This window comes from Escherichia sp. E.sYA108 (genome assembly GCF_011754335.1).
GTDB lineage: Bacteria > Pseudomonadota > Gammaproteobacteria > Enterobacterales > Enterobacteriaceae > Escherichia > Escherichia coli.
The window spans coordinates 1,012,637-1,030,745 of the sequence record NZ_JAAQVZ010000001.1; the positions used below are offsets into that span (position 1 = coordinate 1,012,637).

Sequence of the window (18,109 nt, forward strand, 5' to 3'; positions counted from 1 at the left end):
CATTGACTCCTTTACTGTTAATCCATCTCTTCCGCTGAGGTAATACCAGGCAGAACGTTTTCCTGTCGGTAGCCACCAGGGAGGATAATATTTAATAAAATCGCAGTTAACCCGCCAGCACAAATAGGGTTTTCAACTAATACATAAATAGAGGCTGGCAATATTTTAAAAATTTCGGGATCGTAGGAGACGCCAAGCCCTAAACCTAAAGACGTGGCGACAATAAGTGTTTCTCGGCGCTTTAAACCGTTGGTGATGATGATGCGAATCCCTGCGATGGCAATCATGGAAAACATCAACGTCATTGCGCCTCCCAGAACTGCTGAGGGAATGGTCGTGAAGAAGCCGCCAATCATCGGAAATAAGCCGAGGATAACCAGCATTACCGCGATGGTTCGCCCGACATAACGTGAAGCGACGCCAGTCATCTGAATAACCCCATTATTTTGCGCAAACGTGGTTAATGGTAATGAACCGACAGCGGAGGCGATAACAGAAACCAGACCATCTGCCAGCACGCCGCCTTTCAGTCGGGACTGATACTCTTCCCCCTGAATGGGACGGCGGGAAACCATTGCCGTGGCGGTGATATCGCCGACAGCTTCCAGCACGCTAAGCAGATAAATCGTGCCAACCACCAGGAACTGATGGAAGCTAAAACTAAAGCCGTATTTGAACGGATGCGGGATGGTGATTAACGGCAAATTGCGCATACTGCTGAAATCCACCATGCCCAGGCATAACGATGCGATATAGCCGACACATAGCCCAATGGCGATCCCTCCCATGCGTAGCAACGGACTGCGACAGCAGTTAAAGCCGATCACCACAATCAAAACCAATAAACCAACGCCGAGATGTTCGTAATTGCCGAACGTACCGCTGCTTTTGGCTGCAAATCCTCCACCAAAATCAATAATGCCGACTTTAATCAGGCTTAAGCCGATCATCAGCACCACAATGCCGCTGACGGTAGGCGTAATAACCCGACGTAAATAGGGCAGGATAAAAGAAGAGCCGACAACCAGAAATGCGCCAACGAAAGAGACGCCGAGGAGCGACGACATGATTAACTCTTCGTGAAAACCGTCGCTTTTCATGCTGCTACCCAGCGCAATCATGACCGTAACAAATGAAAAATTGACTGACTGAATTGAAAGTAAACCAGAACCGACGATGCCGTAGCGGTTTACTTGTAACCAGGTACCAATACCAGAGGCGATCATCGCCATAGAAACAAGATAGGCAGTTGTTTCAGCGGAAAGCTGTAAGGCCGCACCCACGATTAACGCGGGGGTTACCATCGGAACGAAAATTGCCAACAGATGGGTAATGGCACCTACGAGAGCCTGATGAAAGGGAGGGCGATCCTCCAGTTCAAATATAAGGTCAGAACCTGCATGGTTTATATCAGACATCCCTTCACTCCTTTTAAAGTAAATTTGATCATCTGAATTAGTAAAATAAATTCCCACGAATTTGGGGCGCAGGACGCCTTGAGAACGGCTTATCTCATTTTCGCAGTCACTATTTAGTCATCGTTCAAACAGAGAAACAGGCCGCCGAAGCGGCCATTTATTACTTATATTTTTTCCAGCGCGGTGAGTATTTTCTCCGGTGTGAAATGCCATTCGCGTAACCAGATGCCGCAGGCATCGTGAATTGCGGTAGCAATCGCCGGAGCGGCGCCATTTACACCGATTTCCGAGATCGATTTCGCCCCGAATGGGCCGACTTTATCGTCGCTCGGCACCAGCACAGCGCGGAAATCACGCGGAATGTCACCAATTTTCGGTGCGCCGTAACTGCGTAAATCACGCGTTAACGGGTGACCTTCGGCGTCATAAATGATCTCTTCGCTCATACTGTGGCCGATAGCACGCAGGGTGGCACCGTAGATTTGTCCCAGCGCTAACTCTGGATTGACCGGTGTACCGCAGTCCAGCAAGGCGTAGAATTTATCCAGGCGGATTTCACCCGTACGCGTGTTGACGGCAACTTCAGCGAAGTTTGCGCCATACGGGAAGGCGAAATCAGGCGTGATATAACTGCCAGTTCCCACCAGTGAACCAAAGCCGGTGCCGGTTTCGCCTTTATGGGCTATCTCTCCGAAACTAACTTCGCCTTTCTTGCCGCGAACGACGCCCGGCGTTGCTAGTTGAACATCTGCCACTGGCTCACCCAACATTTGCGCGCCGTGGAACAGGATTTTCTCCCGCAGATTTTCCGCTGCCAAACGCGCAGCGTTACCCGAGAAGCAAGTACCGGACGAGGCATATGCGCCTTTATCAAACAACGCATGATCGGTATCACCGGAGATAACATGCACGTCCTGCGGGGGGCAGTGCAGCACTTCTGCTGCCAGTTTCGTCACCACAGTATCCAAACCAGTACCAATATCCGCACCGCCAGAATGAACGATAAAGGTACCGTCTGATTCCAGTTTGATCATGCAGTTAGCCTGATCGATATCCGGGATACCCGATTTCTGCATGATAATGGCGACGCCACGACCGATGTGCCAGTCACCGTTTTGTGGTTTTGGTGAAGACCATTGGATCATCTCGCGACCCTGACGCAGGATCTCTTCCAGTGCGCAGCTGGCGGCGGAAGGAACGGAGGTCGGCGCTTTACCTTCACCGATTGCACCGAGAATTTTCAGCTCTTGCCCTTCGTGTACCCGGTTACGTTCGATAATTTCCAGTTGGTCGATCTGTAACTGTTCAGCCAGTTCCGCTAACGCCATGGTGATAGCGAAGTTACCTTTCGGTGCGCCATAACCCTGATAAGCACCATTTGGGCAAATGTTGCTGTAGTAGGTGGTGACCTGGAAATCGACGTTATCGCATGGATATAACGGCAGCGACAGCGCCGGTCCGTTACACGGTACGGTGAGTGAGTGGTTACCGTAAGGACCCGTGTTGGCGCGGAAATCCATCTTCACTGCCGTCAGGCGACCATCTTTTTTCGCGCCCAGTTTGACGGTGACTTTCGCTACGTGACGAGAGGTGTTAGCAATAAACTCTTCTTCACGGGTGTAGCGGAAAAGTACCGGACGCCCGGTTACGCAAGTTGCCCAAGCGCACACTTCTTCCAGCAGGATGTCCTGTTTAGAGCCAAAACCGCCGCCTACACGTTCTTTAATGACATGAACTTTATGTTGTTTCATGCCCACGAGGCGCGCGACCTGGCGGCGTAAGTGCCATGGTACCTGGGTGGAGGCGTGGATCACCAGACGATCGCCGTCCATACGGGTAAAGCAGATATGTGTTTCAGTCGGGCACTGCTGCGCCTGCGTTGAGTTATAGGTTCGCTCAATGATCACATCGGCATCGGCAAAGCCTTTGTCCATATCGCCAATATGACCATGAATACTGGCAGCGATATTTTTGCGTGGGCGAGAACCGATCGGGAAGTTGATGATCATATGCTCGCCGCGCTGGGCTGCATGGCTGTTATCATCTTCCAGAGTATCTGGCGCACCAGCAACATACACCACCGGTTCATCGTGCACGACAGGCGCATCTTCCGCCATTGCCTCGTCAATCGACATTACCGGCTTAAGCACTTCATATTCAACGTCGATGAGCTTCAGTGCTTCGAGCGCAATGTCTTCACTTTCGGCTACTACCGCAGCAACGCGATCGCCGACGTGACGCATTTTCTTGCCGAACATACGGCGGTCAAGCGGTGATGGTTCCGGTGCGCTCTGACCACCCGGGGTATAGTAAATATCCGGGCAATTCAGGTGAGTAATAACGTGAACGACGCCCGGTAAGGCTTCAGCTTTGCTGACATCCAGATGAGTAATCAGTGCGTGAGCGTGTGGGCTACGTAACATTTTAATGACGCAGGCGTCAGCCGTTACGCGATCTTCAACATAGCAGGGTTTCGCCTGCACCATTTTCGCGGCATCAGTTTTAGGATAATGCTTGCCAATGACTTCAAGGTCGTCACGGAAAGTCGGAGCGATATCAATGGTGGCCTGCGGATTATTTTTACGTGCAACCGCCAGTTCAATGACCTGATAGTATTGCTGCCAGCCTGCATCGCGGCTAAACAGACCTGAGAGCGCGTCGTCGATCTCTTCGCGGGTAGGTGCGTCGATGCGATCGAGAAGATCGGTGATAATCAGAGCCGCAGCTGGATCGTTATAACCAGACTGCACCACGCCAACATCAACCATGGCCTGTTGAACCAGACTTAACTCATTCCATTTGCCCAGAGATTCTGCGGTACGAATATCTGCCTTCTCTAACTGTGCGGCGATAAGCAAGGACGCGTTAACGATATTACCGTTAAAGATAATCGCGTCAGAACCGGCAAACCCGAATCCATCATCGCTGTTGCGTACAGAGTGCATTCCCATGTTAAACAACAGCTTTTGCACGTTTTCGCCTGGATTAACGGTTAGCTCCTGAGGCGCGCCATTTAAAGTAAAGTGGATGATCATACGGCTTCCTCCCCAGCCTGTTGGCAGTCGGCATACAGGTCGGCTACCAGAACTCCCGTGATATAGCGTTTATAGGCCACGCTGCCCCGCAAATCTTCCTGCGGGAAAATGGCGTTGGCGACAGCCTGTTCAAGTGCATTGCCTTCCAGATTTTGTTTTTCGACATCGTGCAGACGCAGTGCTTTACTGGCGACGCCATCCAGCGCAATTCGCATACCGTCGTGGTCTGTCATTGCAACGGCTGCCGTCACGACGGTTAAACCTGCCTGAGAACGGCTAATTTTGCGGGTCGCACAGGTACGATACGGATCTTTAATGATAATTTCGGTTAACAGGCGATCGCATGGGCAGGCCAGGTAGTCCTCGATTGACAGCGTTTCGCCGTTGCCAAAAACCAGTTCAGCATCCAGTGCCAGCAGGACGGGAAGCAGCACCGACTCTTCCTGCCGGGCGGCGATTTCACCACCAATGGTCGACTGATTACGAACATGGCGTGAGTAAACAAAACCGAGAGCTTCACGCAGTGCTGCAGGAATAAATCGTGCATCACGCAGTGACTGCAAGCGAGACATTGCGCCAATTCGTAGTGCACCGTTATCCCAGTCAATCCAGTCCAGCTCCAGATCCTGCAAGGAAATGGCAATCTTTTTATCGGTACGGGTTGGTGTAGCGTTGAGTTTGCTGCCCCCGGCGAACCAGACGGCTTCATCCTGGTAGCGGCGCTTCAGTTCCAGCGCTTGTTCGACAGAGTCGGGTCTGAAAAATTGTTCAATCATCGTCTTTCCTTAATTTCCCCTCTTCTCTGAAAGAAGAGGGGAGCTGTTATTTATGCCAGCGCATCCATCCGACGCCACATACTGGCAGCGGCTTTTCTGGCTTGCGCATAAATGGAATCGCAATCGAAGTTAAACTGACGGTCTTCATAGACCATCACACCATTGACCATCACGCTGTGAACGCTGCCTGAGCCCATACCGAAAGCGATATGCCCGGCGATATTGTCTGCCAGCAGCGGCGTTGGCGAGTTGTAATCGCAAATGGTTAAATCGGCTTTGTAACCGGCTTCCAGAAGCCCAAATTTCGCGCCAAAGTTGCGGCTCATCAGTTCGTTGCCGTTAGCCAGTGCTTTGGCAAAACTGTCAGGCCACAGCGGGCCACCCGCATCGCGATGTTTAAAGAAGGCAAATTTCATCTCTTCAAACATGTCCGAACCAATGCCGTCCGTTCCCAACGCCAGATTGCGGATGTCGCTAAGGTGATGGTTGTAGCCGACATGGTTGTTCATGTTTGAACGGGCGTTATGCACCAGGAACGCATCGCGCTGATTGAGTAGGGCGATGTCATCTTTCGACAAGTACAGCCCATGAGCGACCAGCGTTTTGCTGTCGATGAGATCGAATTGCGCCAGTCGTGCCAGCAGGTCTTTGCCGTACCAATGGTGACTGTAGGAAACGTCGTAAAGGTCTTCCGCAGCGTGAATATGCAAACCACGACCTGTGCTTTTCACGGCTTCACGCAGCATCTCCAGACCGGCATCCGGTACGGTAAACGGCGCGTGAGCGCCGATATGTGCTTCCACCAGATACGGCTCGGTTGCTGCTTTCTTCGCCTCATCAATCTGACGGGCGAAGCGGATGTTTTCTTCTACACCTTCCTGCAACTCTTTGATGCCGCTGTTACGGTCAGTAGTTTCAAAACAGGTCATCGCGCGCAGGCCAACTTTTAAAAATGCGTCGCGCAATGTGGAGAGCGACCCGCCGATATAGGCTGGAGAGGCATGGTGATCGATAACCGATGTACATCCGCTCTTAATCGCTTCCAGGGAACAAATCAGTCCGCTGTAATAGAGCGACTCTTCATCAAGGGCGCGATCGAGCCGCCACCAGAGATTTTTCAGCGTTGAGATGAAATCCGGGCAGGGGGCGATGTTTGCCATAATTCCGCGGGAAAGCCCCGAGTAAAAATGGTTATGCGAGCAGACAATTCCCGGCATCACAATCCGACCATGCATCTCTTTGTAGCTGGCATCGGGGTAGCGTTGCGTCAGGGCATCGCCGATAGCGACAATCACATCATTTTCGATGGCGATATCAACGCCTTCCTGCACTTTCGCCGGGTGTAACTGCACTGCGGTGACATTCTTCAGAATCAACATGATTACACCTCCACGCGGCCCAGCAGATAATGATGATGCTGGTGGACATGGCTGATGATACGGCACATATCGTTCAGCTCCGGTGGTACGTTGTTGAACTGACCTTCGCTGTCGATGTTTAACACCCAGCTTTGGTTATTCAGACGTACGCGTACCCGGCAATCTTCCACAAGGAAGCCTGGGTTGCTGCTGTTATCAAAGTCTTGCGACAGGCTGAAGACGGTGATTTTGTCTTTGTACGGTTTACCGTTCCACGGGCAGAATTGGGCGCAGTTGCCACATTCGTTACAGTAAGCGTCGAGGTGCAGCGTCTGGAAACGGTTCTGGAAGCCTGGGACCGTAATGGATACGTTGGCGCGGTTCGGGCAGACATCCACACACTTGCTGCAAACGTAGTTACATTCAAGGCAGCGAGCGGCTTCCTGCGCGACAAACGCATCACGATCGTCACTGTTCACCAGAGTGACAGAGATATCGCCTTTACGTTGATAGATTTCCGCCGGATTGACGTTATTCCAGTATTTATCGTTCTGGTGGGAACGGATATTTTCCCGACTCAGGATGGCATCGGTCGCCCGACGCGCGGTTCCGACAGCAGCGACAATGGAGGATGGTCCGCGCTGTACGTCGCCGATCATAAAGACGTCACTCAGACGCGTTTCGCCATTATGGTCGACGTCTGGCCAGCCGTTTTTGTCCAGCGGCACGCCCATCGCATTCAGGGCTTCAGTATCCTGCTGTTCACCAATGGCGGTGATCAGGCTGTCTACATGCAGTGTTACTGTTTCGTTGGTTTCAACCGGACGGCGACGACCTTTCTCATCAGGTTCGCCAAGCGACATAACGCGCAAGGTTAAGGTGCCATCAGCATCGAAACGTTCCGGATTATTCAGGAAACGGAACTCCACGCCGTCGTGCAACGCTTCTTCATACTCTTCGCGCCATGCTGGCATCTCTTGCAGTGAACGACGGTAAACGACCGTTGCTTTTTCTACGCCTGGAACGCGTAACGCCGCACGAGCGCAGTCCATTGCGGTGTTACCCGCCCCGACAACGACCACATGTTTGCCCAGCTTGAGTGTGGTGCCCTTGTTGTATTCACGCAGGAAGGGGAGTGATTTCCAGACATTTTGGTTGTCGCCCGCCAGTTTCACACCGCTATTTTTATCGGTACCGGTGGCAATCAGAACATAGTGGAAGCCCTGATTTTTTAACTGTTCAACGGTCAAATCGGGTGAGCAACCGTACTCAAATTTCACGCCGTGATCGGCAACAAAATCGATATCGTGCTGAATTAACTCTGCAGGAATACGGAACTGAGGAATGATATTTTTCACCACGCCGCCCGCATTGGCTTCGCGTTCAAACAGCGTAACCGGATGGCCCGCTCTGGCAAGGAAGTAACCTGCGGCCAGACCCGCCGGACCTGCACCAATCACGGCAACCGGATGGCGTGAACCAGAACCGGCTGGTTTGTGCCAGCGTTGCTTATATTCCTCCCAACCTTTTTCCAGCGCGACTTTTTTCAGTTCGCGGATATTCAGCGCACTGTCGTAATCCAGGCGGGTACAGTTGTATTGGCACTGGTGATCGCAAATATGACCGGTAATGGCGGGCAGGGCGTTGCGTTGATAGATGAGTTCCAGCGCGTCGGCATAGCGGTGTTCGCCAAGCAGACGGATGTATTCCGGAATATCTTGCTTGATAGCGCAGGCAGTAACACAGGGGGCAACGTAGCAATCGGTCAGCGGCAGGTCTTCAGCCACTTCAATACGCTCTTCTGGCTTCCAGTGTTTCTGGGTGTATTCCATGGTTAACGCGTCTGCTGCCAGTCTGTTCAGTCGTTCGACGTCAACATGGTCAAGTCCCCAGGCGTCGGAGCCTTCCAGCTCGCGCATGCAGGCACTTAAGCGCAGATAGCCGCCAGGTTTCAGCAGGTCGGTTGCCATAGTAATAGGGCGAATACCAGTATCAAAAATATCGCGGATAGTCAGCTGACTGGCACCACCGGAATAAGAAATGGGCAGTTTGCCGTCAAAGGCGCGAGAGAGAACTGCTGCAACGTTGATGGAGAGCGGGAACAGCGCACGGCCTGACATATACATCTCTTCACCAGGCAGTGCGCCTTTGTTATTAATGGTGCCGAGAGTGTTAGTCAGTTTTACGCCAAAGCCGAGTGATTTTTCTTTTGCCAGTGCCATCAGGCGTTCCAGCATTTCCAGCGCTTGCGTCAGCTTGAGGTCGTGATCAAATGACTCTTCTTTTAAGCCGATGTAACCGAAACCGCAGACATCGAGGATCTCACGAACACGCGCGTACCCCAGTAAGGTCGGGTTGAGTTTCACAAAGGTGTTGAGCCCTTTTTCTTCCAGCATGTAGCGGCAAATGGCTTCGATTTCATGCGGAGGACAGCCGTGCATGGTGGAGAGGGTAACCCCTTGTACCATGCTGGTGGGGATGCGAGCGGGTAAGGCTTGCAAGCTTTCGCGTTTTTCCTGCAATCCGTGGCGGGCTAAAAATGCCTCATTCTGGAGTAGCTTATTAAGTGCATCGCGGTATTGAGCGAATTTCGGATGGTCAGATGCGTCCATCATATTGTCGATGAACTGCTGCATCGGCGGTTGCTTAATACCTTCGAGGTTGTAACCGACGCTCATATTAAAGATGAACGATTTACCGGAATCAGAAGGCTGGAACATCGCTTCGAGAAGGTGCAGGGCAAACCAGGCTTTGAGGTATTCATCCCAGGCTTTAAGCAGGGTAAATTCGGTAGACCATTCGGTGTTAAAGCACTCGTCTTCGGCATCGATACAGGGCTTTTCCAGCTCCAGGCGGTCAAGAATTTGGACGGTTTTTAGTTCGATGAAGCGTCCGCCAGTCAGCCAGGAGGTGACGATGTTTTGCGCAAGTTGCGTGTGCGGGCCAGCGGCAGGGCCGACGGGAGTGGCACAGGTTTCACCGAAGACGCTAACAGTTTTACCTTTTACGGGTGAGTAAAACTGTTGCTCGGGAATACCAAAGATTGAGCGTTGTTGTTGGTATTCATCAAATATGCGCGTCAAAAGTTCCTCAAACGGAATGGGACGCATAATATCCCCCATAACCCTCTCCTTAGCTTATACAGATATCATTGAGTGACCGGTGTTGAGAAATCCGGTGGTTTAGGGGGATAGAGCAACAATCGCACCACTCTTGCCAGGTTTGGCGGGAAATATAAAAAAATGTGAGGCGGCTCGAAACTTAATGGCTTTTTGTGAATGAACTCACAGGTGCCAAATGAGAATTAAAATCACTCCTGAAAATTATTATTGCCAGCCCATTTATCACTTTTTCTCTTTTCTCAAAATCAGTGATTCCTTATCATTATGATAAAGAGTGCTGGAGGGATTAGATATTTGAACGCAATCGTTTAGCTACGTTTTCTAAATTTCAGTATACCTTTTCTTCGCTGTAATAAAGTCGTCCGGAGTATCAATATCTAAAATTATTTCTGCATTTTCTATTTCGACGGAATAATGTTCTCCCATAAGGAGTGCCTGACGCATATTGGTGACATTGGGTCGCTGGATTGCCTGCATCAGGCATGGTTTTGACACTAAAATCGGATGGCCGGGGATGCCATTATGGAGTGGCAGTATTGCGCCATCATTTCGTAACGACCAGATTTTTCTAAAAATATCGATGGTGAGGGTTGGCATATCTCCGTGGGTGAGAAAACAATGTTCTGTTTGCACCGCGGGTACTGCGGCCTTTACTGATGTCAGTAAACCCTGCGCATAATCTGGGTTGTGGATAATAGTGATATTGCTCTGGTTCGCATAACGTTCGTGCAGTTCATTACCACGATAGCCGGTGACTAAAATAATTCGGCTACAAAACTGCAACGCATTTTTGATACTTGTATCAAGAATTGTTCCCTGTTGCCAGGGTAACATCATTTTCCATTGCCCCATTCTTGATGATAATCCTGCGGCGGTAATTATACAGTCGATGGCTGACATAGTGATTCCATTATTTACAGGAGCTAATAACGCCTGATAATTGCGTTACTTCCTGATGGATTACGTTGAGGGTAATTTATCCCAGAGAGGTCCATAAAGACGCGTGAAAAGTATAATTGACCCATCGGCATTATTCATTGATTTAGGCGCGCAGAAACGTCCCACTGTGATTTCTATTGTTGGTGCTGGGGGGAAAACCAGCTTGCTTTTTTGGCTGGCAGAACTGTTCCAGGCGAGTGGCAGGCGTGTATTAATCACTACGACGACACATATGTTTATGCCAACATCTCACTGGCCCGTGGTTTTCTGTCGTGATCCCGCCATGCTTCCTCATGCGTCTTTTATATCCCCCATTTCATTTTGTTTTCACTGCTGGAAAGCGAACCAGGGAAAAGTGCAGGGATTTACGCCAGAAGCGATTGATGCACTGGTACAACGACCAGAGTGTGACGTAATTCTCATTGAGGCAGATGGCTCGCGTGGAATGCCGTTAAAAGCGCCTGATGAGCACGAACCTTGCATACCTAAAAGCAGTTGCTGCGTGATTGCTGTGATGGGAGGACATATTTTGGGTGCGAAAGTGAGCACAGAAAATGTCCATCGCTGGTCGCAGTTTGCTGATATTACTGGGTTAACACCTGATGCACCCTTGCAACTGAGCGATCTCGTTGCGCTGGTTCGCCACCCTCAGGGGGCGTTTAAAAACGTACCGCAAGGTTGTCGGCGAGTCTGGTTCATTAACCGTTTTTCTCAATGTGAGAATGCGATTGCGCAAAGCGAGCTCCTTCAACCGCTGCAACAACACAACGTAGAGGCAATCTGGCTGGGCGATATACAAGAACATCCTGCAATCGCGCGCAGATTTGTGAATTAGCGGCCCGGGTATTCCGGGTTACTGAAAGGATATCCATTGAGGTTGGTATGAATATTTTCACAGAGGCTGCAAAACTCGAAGAGCAAAATTGTCCGTTTGCGATGGCGCAAATTGTTGATAGCCGAGGCTCAACCCCCCGCCATTCTGCACAAATGTTAGTGCGCGCCGATGGTTCTATCGTCGGTACAATTGGTGGCGGAATGGTTGAACGGAAGGTGATTGAAGAGTCGCTTCAGGCATTGCAGGAACGTAAGCCGCGATTATTCCATGGACGTATGGCTCGTAACGGTGCGGATGCTGTCGGGTCAGATTGTGGAGGTGCAATGTCAGTATTTATCAGCGTCCATGGTATGCGTCCACGTCTGGTGTTGATTGGTGCGGGGCATGTCAACCGGGCGATAGCCCAGAGTGCGGCGCTATTAGGATTTGATATCGCCGTTGCTGATATTTATCGCGAAAGCCTCAATCCTGAACTATTCCCACCATCAACCACGCTTCTCCATGCTGAGTCGTTTGGTGCGGCAGTGGAAGCACTGGATATTCGCCCTGATAATTTTGTCCTGATTGCCACGAATAATCAGGATCGTGAAGCCCTCGACAAACTCATTGAACAACCCATTGCATGGCTGGGGTTGCTGGCAAGTCGCCGCAAGGTTCAGCTTTTCCTGCGCCAATTGCGTGAGAAAGGCGTGGCTGAAGAACATATTGCCCGTTTACATGCGCCCGTTGGTTACAACATAGGTGCGGAAACGCCGCAGGAGATCGCCATTAGCGTGCTGGCAGAAATATTACAGGTGAAAAATAACGCGCCGGGTGGGTTGATGATGAAGCCTTCTCATCCTTCCGGACACCAGCTGGTGGTGATTCGCGGTGCGGGGGATATCGCCAGTGGTGTAGCGCTACGTCTGTATCATGCGGGTTTTAAAGTGATCATGTTGGAAGTGGAAAAACCGACAGTGATTCGTTGTACCGTGGCGTTTGCCCAGGCCGTGTTCGATGGCGAAATGACGGTCGAAGGCGTCACCGCCCGCCTGGCAACCAGCTCTGCGGAAGCGATGAAACTTACCGAACGCGGATTTATCCCTGTGATGGTAGATCCCACCTGTTCATTGCTTGATGAACTGAAACCGCTTTGCGTGGTGGACGCTATTCTGGCGAAACAGAATTTGGGAACGCGGGCAGATATGGCACCAGTAACAATCGCGCTTGGGCCGGGCTTTACTGCAGGGAAGGATTGTCATGCGGTAATTGAAACAAATCGCGGGCACTGGCTCGGTCAGGTGATTTACTCAGGTTGTGCGCAGGAGAATACCGGTGTTCCCGGCAATATTATGGGGCATACCACCCGACGAGTGATCCGTGCTCCTGTTGCAGGCATTATGCGATCCAACGTGAAATTAGGCGATCTGGTGAAAGAGGGCGATGTCATTGCCTGGATTGGTGAGCATGAAATTAAAGCACCGTTGACGGGGATGGTGCGTGGCTTGTTGAACGACGGACTGGCCGTGGTCGGTGGTTTTAAAATTGGTGATATCGATCCTCGTGGTGAAACGGCTGATTTCACCAGCGTTTCTGATAAAGCCCGGGCGATTGGCGGCGGCGTACTTGAGGCGTTAATGATGTTGATGCATCAGGGCGTTAAAGCGACAAAAGAAGTGCTGGAAGTGGCTTAAATGAAAATGGCCGGATGGTATTACCCATCCGGCCTTTAAATTACTGACAAATCACCGTTCCGGTTTTGCCTTCAATCCCTTCTTTCGCTTTGCTCAATACGGTAATCAGTGCTTCACGACCTGCGCGAGAGCGAGCAAACGAGGCGGCAGCTTCCACTTTAGGCAGCATAGAACCTTTCGCAAAATGACCTTCTTCGATAAAGCGTTCAGCATCACTTAACGACAGGCGATCGAGCCACTGTTCATTCTCTTTTCCGAAGTTAATGGCCACTTTTTCTACCGCAGTCAGAATGATCAGCATATCGGCATCGATCATTTCTGCTAAACGGGCGCTGGCCCAGTCTTTATCGATAACCGCGCTGGCACCACGCAGATGGTTACCTTCACGAATAACAGGGATACCACCACCGCCAACGGTGATCACCACCTGTCCGGCATCTACCAGAGCTTTAACCGTTTCTTTTTCAATGATATCAACCGGTTTTGGCGAAGCAACGACACGACGATAGCCGCGACCCGCATCTTCTTTCAGAGTGTAACCCTGTTTTGTCAGTAGCTCTGCTTCTTGCTCGGTAAAGAACGAACCGATCGGCTTGGTCGGGTTGAGGAATGCCGGATCGTTAGCATCGACTTCGACCTGGGTAACCAGCGTTGCTACAGGTTTATTAATGCCACGAGAAAGCAGTTCTTCTCTTAAGGCGTTTTGTAGATCGTAACCAATATAACCCTGGCTTAAGGCAACACAGACAGACATCGGCAGCATTGGCGAGTGCGCTTCAGTTTTTGCTGCAGCTTCAAAGGCCTGGTTAATCATGCCCACCTGTGGCCCGTTGCCATGAGTGACGATGACCTCATGTCCCTGGGCAATTAAATCAACAATTGCCTGAGAAGTAATTTTTACCGCTTTCATTTGCCCAGCCAGGTCATCGCCCAGCGCATTCCCGCCCAGGGCGAGAACAATTTTCTTACTCATTTTTCCTCACTCATCATTCTTGATTGTGTATAGATCCCTGGCAGTGGTTAGAGCACGGGAGGGACAAACGGTTTGCGTCGCAGGAAACGACCTCGCCCGGCTTTGCCTGTAAAGGTGCCGTCGCAGAAAATCGTTTCACCACGGGATAAGGTTCTGACAATCGCGCCCTGACAGGTAAACCCCTCCCATGGCGAGTAGTCAGCGTTGTCGTGGAGATGGCGATGCTGAATTTGTTGGCTCTGACGTGGGTCTATAATCACCACGTCGCCATCGGAACCGGGCGCTAATAATCCTTTTTGCGGCCACAGGCCAAACAACCTGGCGGGCATTGCACTGGTTAACTCAACAAAACGCTCCGGTGAGATACGTCCCGTCATCACGCCACTGGAGAACAGCAGTTGCATGCGGTTCTCCACACCGGGTAAGCCATTTGGGCAGCGGCTGAAATCGCCTTTAGAAATTTGCAGGCGTTGAGCCATCGAGAAGGTGCAGTGATCGGTTGCCACCACGTCAATCGCACCATCGCTGATGCCACACCACAGTTTGTCCTGCTCGCGTACGTTACGCAGCGGTGGGCTAAGAATGAACTTCATGCCATCTTCTGTATCGTAACTGCGTTCGTCCAACAGGAGATATTGTGGGCAGGTTTCAACCCAGACTGGCTGGTGATTCGCACGGGCAAGACGCAGATAATCCAGACCTAAGCCGTTAGACAGGTGCACGATATAGAGCGGGGCGTTACCGGCAATTTGTGCCAGGTTAATCATGCGGGCGATGGCTTCCGCTTCGCATTCCAGAGGTCGACTCAAGGCATGATAACGCGGCGCGGTTAACCCTGCGGCGATAAACTCCGCCCGCTTGCTGGCGATAGCTGCGTCATTTTCCGGGTGTACGGTGGTCAGCGCGCCGGACTCATGCAAGCGGCGTAATGCCTGCAACACTTCATCATCGTTGAGTTTATATTGATAGGTTAAATAGAGTTTAAAACTGCTCAGTCCTTCCTCAACCATCATCGGAATTTCGTCGAGGATAGCGTGATTAATATGTTGAATGACACCGTGAAAGCTGTAGTCGATGACTGCTTTGTGGGCGGCATAACCGCGATAAACTTCCAGTTGATGGCGTAACCGGCAGCCATTTGGGCCAAATCCCATATGGTCAATAATGGTTGTTGTACCGCCACACGCAGCAGCGCGGGTACCGGTAAAAAAATCATCACAACTGCGCGCGATGCCGACATCAATATTGAAATGCGTATGGACATCCACGCCGCCAGGGAAAACGTAACAGCCAGAGGCATCAATTTCTTCGCAAGGGAGTTGCGGCGAAATATCGGTACCCAACTGGCGAACAATCCCGCTTTCAATCAGCAAATCCTGCTTCGCCTGTCCATCTGCATTAACAACAATGCCGTTTTTTATCAATACGCGCATAGCAAACTCCAAAAACCCTCCGGTAAACCGGAGGGGGAATAAGTGAAGAGTAATTATTCGGTTGCCAGCCAGCTTAATGGGATTGCAGCGTACATAGCGGCACAAGTTACCAGGTGAGATTTCCAGGTTTTTTCGTTTGGCGCGTGCGCTTCAGGTTCTTTACCAGGGCCAAAACCGATGACCGGAATGCCGTGGCGACCCATGATGGATACGCCGTTAGTTGAGAAGGTCCACTTATCAACGACAGGCGCTTTACCAAACAGCCCTTCATAAGCATTCACCAGTGCTTTAACGGTGAAGTGATCTTCTTCCACTTTCCAGGTCGGGAAGTAGCATTCGGTTGGGTAAACCAGGCCAGTCCAGGACGGGCGGTCGTAGTTGTACATAGAAACAACCGCGTTAGCTTTCTGTACTGCAGGTAGAGCGCGGATCTCGTCCAGCGCGCCTTCCCAGGTTTCGCCCCAGGTCAGACGACGGTCGATTGAAACTGCGCAGCTGTCTGCTACAGCGCAACGACTTGGGGAGGTGAAGAAGATTTCAGAAACAGTCAGCGTACCTTTGCCGAGGAATTCGTCATAGCCCAGACGTTGAGACAGTTCCTGTAATTCGCCAAGAATTGGACCCATTTTGAAAATGGCGTTATCACCACGTTCTGGTGCCGAACCGTGGCAGCTAACACCCTGAACATCAATGCGAATTTCCATACGACCGCGTTGACCACGGTATACCTGGCAGTCGGTTGGTTCGGTACTGACCACAAATTCCGGGCGAATGCCGGATTGTTCAATAATGTATTGCCAGCACAGACCGTCGCAGTCTTCTTCCTGCACAGTACCGGTGACCAGCAGGGTATATTCATCTTCCAGACCGAGATCTTTAATGATTTTTCCGGCATATACCATAGACGCCATGCCGCCTTCCTGGTCGGAAGTACCACGACCACCGATCAGCTCGTCGGTTTCCATGCCTTCATACGGATCGAAGTCCCAGTTTTTGATGTTGCCAATGCCGACTGTATCGATATGAGCGTCCATTGCCACCAGACGCGGGCCGTGGCCGATATAACCGAGAACGTTGCCCATTGGGTCGATTTCAACTTTATCGAAGCCGACTTTTTCCATCTCTTCTTTAATACGATGTACTACGCGTTTCTCGTCGCAGCTTTCACTGGGAATAGCAACCATATCGCGCAGGAAGCGAGTCATGTCTGCCTGGTAATCTTTTGCTTTTTCAAGAATCAGTTTGAATGGAATATTCTTAGCCATTATTTTTCTCCAGATTTTTTACTCCCCGTTTTGCAGGGAGCAGTTCCAATAGGGTGATTAAGGTGCTACAGCGTGTTTGCCTTCCCAGACAACTTCGCGGTAGTGCTTCACGTCGGTGTCGCCTTCAGTGCTGATAACCAGCACCACGGCATCTTTGTTCAGCGCCAGTTTTTCCATCAGGCTTTGACGTTGCGGGTGATAATGAACCGCTGCGAGAACGCCCAAACCGACAGCGCCGGATTCACCGGAGATGATGCGCGGGTCGTTGCCATACGGATTACCCAGCACGCGCATACCTAATGCGGCAACGCTGTCCTGGCAGGAGATGAATTGGGTGGCGCAGTTACGTAGGATTTCCCAGCCCAGTGGGTTAGGTTCGCCGCAGGCCAGGCCCGCCATGATGGTGGCCATATCACCGCCAACGTTGACGATGTCGCCTTTGACGCCGGAGCGATAAATACAGTCAGCTTTGTCAGGTTCAACAATAATGCTGTGCAGATTTTGCGGGCTATAGACGTCGACCAGATAACCCAGCACACCACCGGCCATTGCACCGACACCGGCTTGTAGCAGAACGTGTGTCGGGGTGACGCCCATTTCACGCATTTGCTCGACGGCTTCATCCGCCAGTGTTGCGTAGCCTTGCATGATCCAGGTTGGGATTTTGGTGTAGCCTTCCCATGCCGTGTCCTGTACCACTTCCCAGCCGTGCTGCTGCGCGTGTTGCATGGTCAGGCGAACGGTATCGTCATAGTTCATATCCGTGACGATGCACTCGGCACCGAGGTTTAGAATGGCGTCAACGCGTTCCTGAGCAGAACCTTTCGGCATGTAAATCACCGCATTCTGTCCGAGTTGCTGTGCTGCCCATGCCACACCGCGCCCGTGGTTGCCGTCGGTGGTAGTCGCGAAAGTCATTTTTTCGCCGATGGCATTTTTCAGGTGCTCAAATGACAGCGTTTCGATATCAAGATGATATTTTTCACACAATAATTGAGCGATGGCGTACGCACCGCCGAGCATTTTGAAGGCGTTCAGACCGAATCGTTTTGATTCGTCTTTGACGAGAATTTTCTTTACACCAAACAGGTTTGCGAGATCGTCCAGCGCACAAAGCGGTGTTGGGCGATAACCAGCAATTTTCTGGTGGAACTGGCGTGCCAGTTTTGCCTGGCTTTGCGAAAAAAGCGGTGATGTTTCGCCGTTGAAAAATTTGTTATCGGCGATATCAATCTTCAATGAGAAAACGGACATATCCTATCCTTTTGGCCTCTGGAAATAG

Annotated in this window: 12 protein-coding genes; 2 read left to right on the forward strand and 10 right to left on the reverse strand. The window is 51.1% G+C overall.

From position 1 onward, the window contains the following. Nucleotides 1-17: 17 nt before the first annotated feature. The 6 genes from xanQ to mocA all read right to left on the reverse strand — a co-directional run bounded on the left by xanQ (nt 18) and on the right by mocA (nt 10,609). A complete protein-coding gene (gene xanQ, locus HBM92_RS04925) occupies nt 18-1,418 on the reverse strand; it encodes a xanthine/proton symporter XanQ (RefSeq protein WP_001280192.1) in 1,401 nt (466 codons plus the stop codon). A 164-nt stretch (nt 1,419-1,582) separates the two neighbouring features. Beyond that, the gene (locus HBM92_RS04930) at nt 1,583-4,453 is read right to left on the reverse strand and encodes a molybdopterin-dependent oxidoreductase Mo/Fe-S-binding subunit (RefSeq protein WP_000583654.1); all 2,871 of its coding nucleotides are present in this window, start codon (nt 4,451-4,453) and stop codon (nt 1,583-1,585) included. Further along, nucleotides 4,450-5,229 carry a molybdopterin-dependent oxidoreductase FAD-binding subunit gene (gene ygfM, locus HBM92_RS04935; RefSeq protein WP_000572452.1) on the reverse strand — a complete coding sequence of 260 codons (780 nt, stop codon included), beginning with the start codon at nt 5,227-5,229 and terminating at the stop codon, nt 4,450-4,452. Before ygfM ends, HBM92_RS04930 begins: the two co-directional genes overlap by 4 nt. 50 nt (nt 5,230-5,279) lie before the next feature. Then, nucleotides 5,280-6,608, reverse strand: a complete 1,329-nt coding sequence (gene ssnA, locus HBM92_RS04940; RefSeq protein WP_000906282.1) for a putative aminohydrolase SsnA — start codon at nt 6,606-6,608, stop codon at nt 5,280-5,282. 2 nt (nt 6,609-6,610) lie between these two features. Beyond that, the gene (gene ygfK, locus HBM92_RS04945) at nt 6,611-9,709 is read right to left on the reverse strand and encodes a putative selenate reductase subunit YgfK (RefSeq protein ID WP_000502378.1); all 3,099 of its coding nucleotides are present in this window, start codon (nt 9,707-9,709) and stop codon (nt 6,611-6,613) included. 321 nt (nt 9,710-10,030) lie between these two features. Further along, nucleotides 10,031-10,609, reverse strand: coding sequence for a molybdenum cofactor cytidylyltransferase (mocA, locus tag HBM92_RS04950; protein WP_001272860.1), 579 nt, complete (start codon nt 10,607-10,609; stop codon nt 10,031-10,033). Between the two features lie 103 nt (nt 10,610-10,712). Between mocA and yqeC the strand changes: the two genes are divergently transcribed. Further along, on the forward strand, nt 10,713-11,483 hold the full coding sequence (yqeC, locus tag HBM92_RS04955) for a selenium cofactor biosynthesis protein YqeC (RefSeq protein WP_000835686.1): 771 nt from the start codon (nt 10,713-10,715) through the stop codon (nt 11,481-11,483). A 47-nt stretch (nt 11,484-11,530) separates the two neighbouring features. After that, on the forward strand, nt 11,531-13,156 hold the full coding sequence (gene yqeB, locus HBM92_RS04960) for a selenium-dependent molybdenum cofactor biosynthesis protein YqeB (protein WP_001020385.1): 1,626 nt from the start codon (nt 11,531-11,533) through the stop codon (nt 13,154-13,156). Nucleotides 13,157-13,196: 40 nt separating this feature from the next. Here the strand turns inward: yqeB and arcC are convergent, their stop codons facing one another. From arcC to dpaL, 4 genes are read right to left on the reverse strand one after another with little or no spacing between them, the layout of a single operon-like run. After that, a complete protein-coding gene (arcC, locus tag HBM92_RS04965) occupies nt 13,197-14,129 on the reverse strand; it encodes a carbamate kinase (RefSeq protein WP_000037984.1) in 933 nt (310 codons plus the stop codon). A 47-nt stretch (nt 14,130-14,176) separates the two neighbouring features. Next, the gene (gene hyuA / locus HBM92_RS04970; RefSeq protein WP_001264434.1) at nt 14,177-15,562 is read right to left on the reverse strand and encodes a D-phenylhydantoinase; all 1,386 of its coding nucleotides are present in this window, start codon (nt 15,560-15,562) and stop codon (nt 14,177-14,179) included. Nucleotides 15,563-15,615: 53 nt separating this feature from the next. Then, complete coding sequence (locus HBM92_RS04975; RefSeq protein ID WP_001107125.1) at nt 15,616-16,827, reverse strand: YgeY family selenium metabolism-linked hydrolase; 1,212 nt, start codon at nt 16,825-16,827, stop codon at nt 15,616-15,618. A 57-nt stretch (nt 16,828-16,884) separates the two neighbouring features. Beyond that, the gene (dpaL, locus tag HBM92_RS04980; RefSeq protein WP_000110493.1) at nt 16,885-18,081 is read right to left on the reverse strand and encodes a diaminopropionate ammonia-lyase; all 1,197 of its coding nucleotides are present in this window, start codon (nt 18,079-18,081) and stop codon (nt 16,885-16,887) included. Nucleotides 18,082-18,109: the final 28 nt, after the last annotated feature.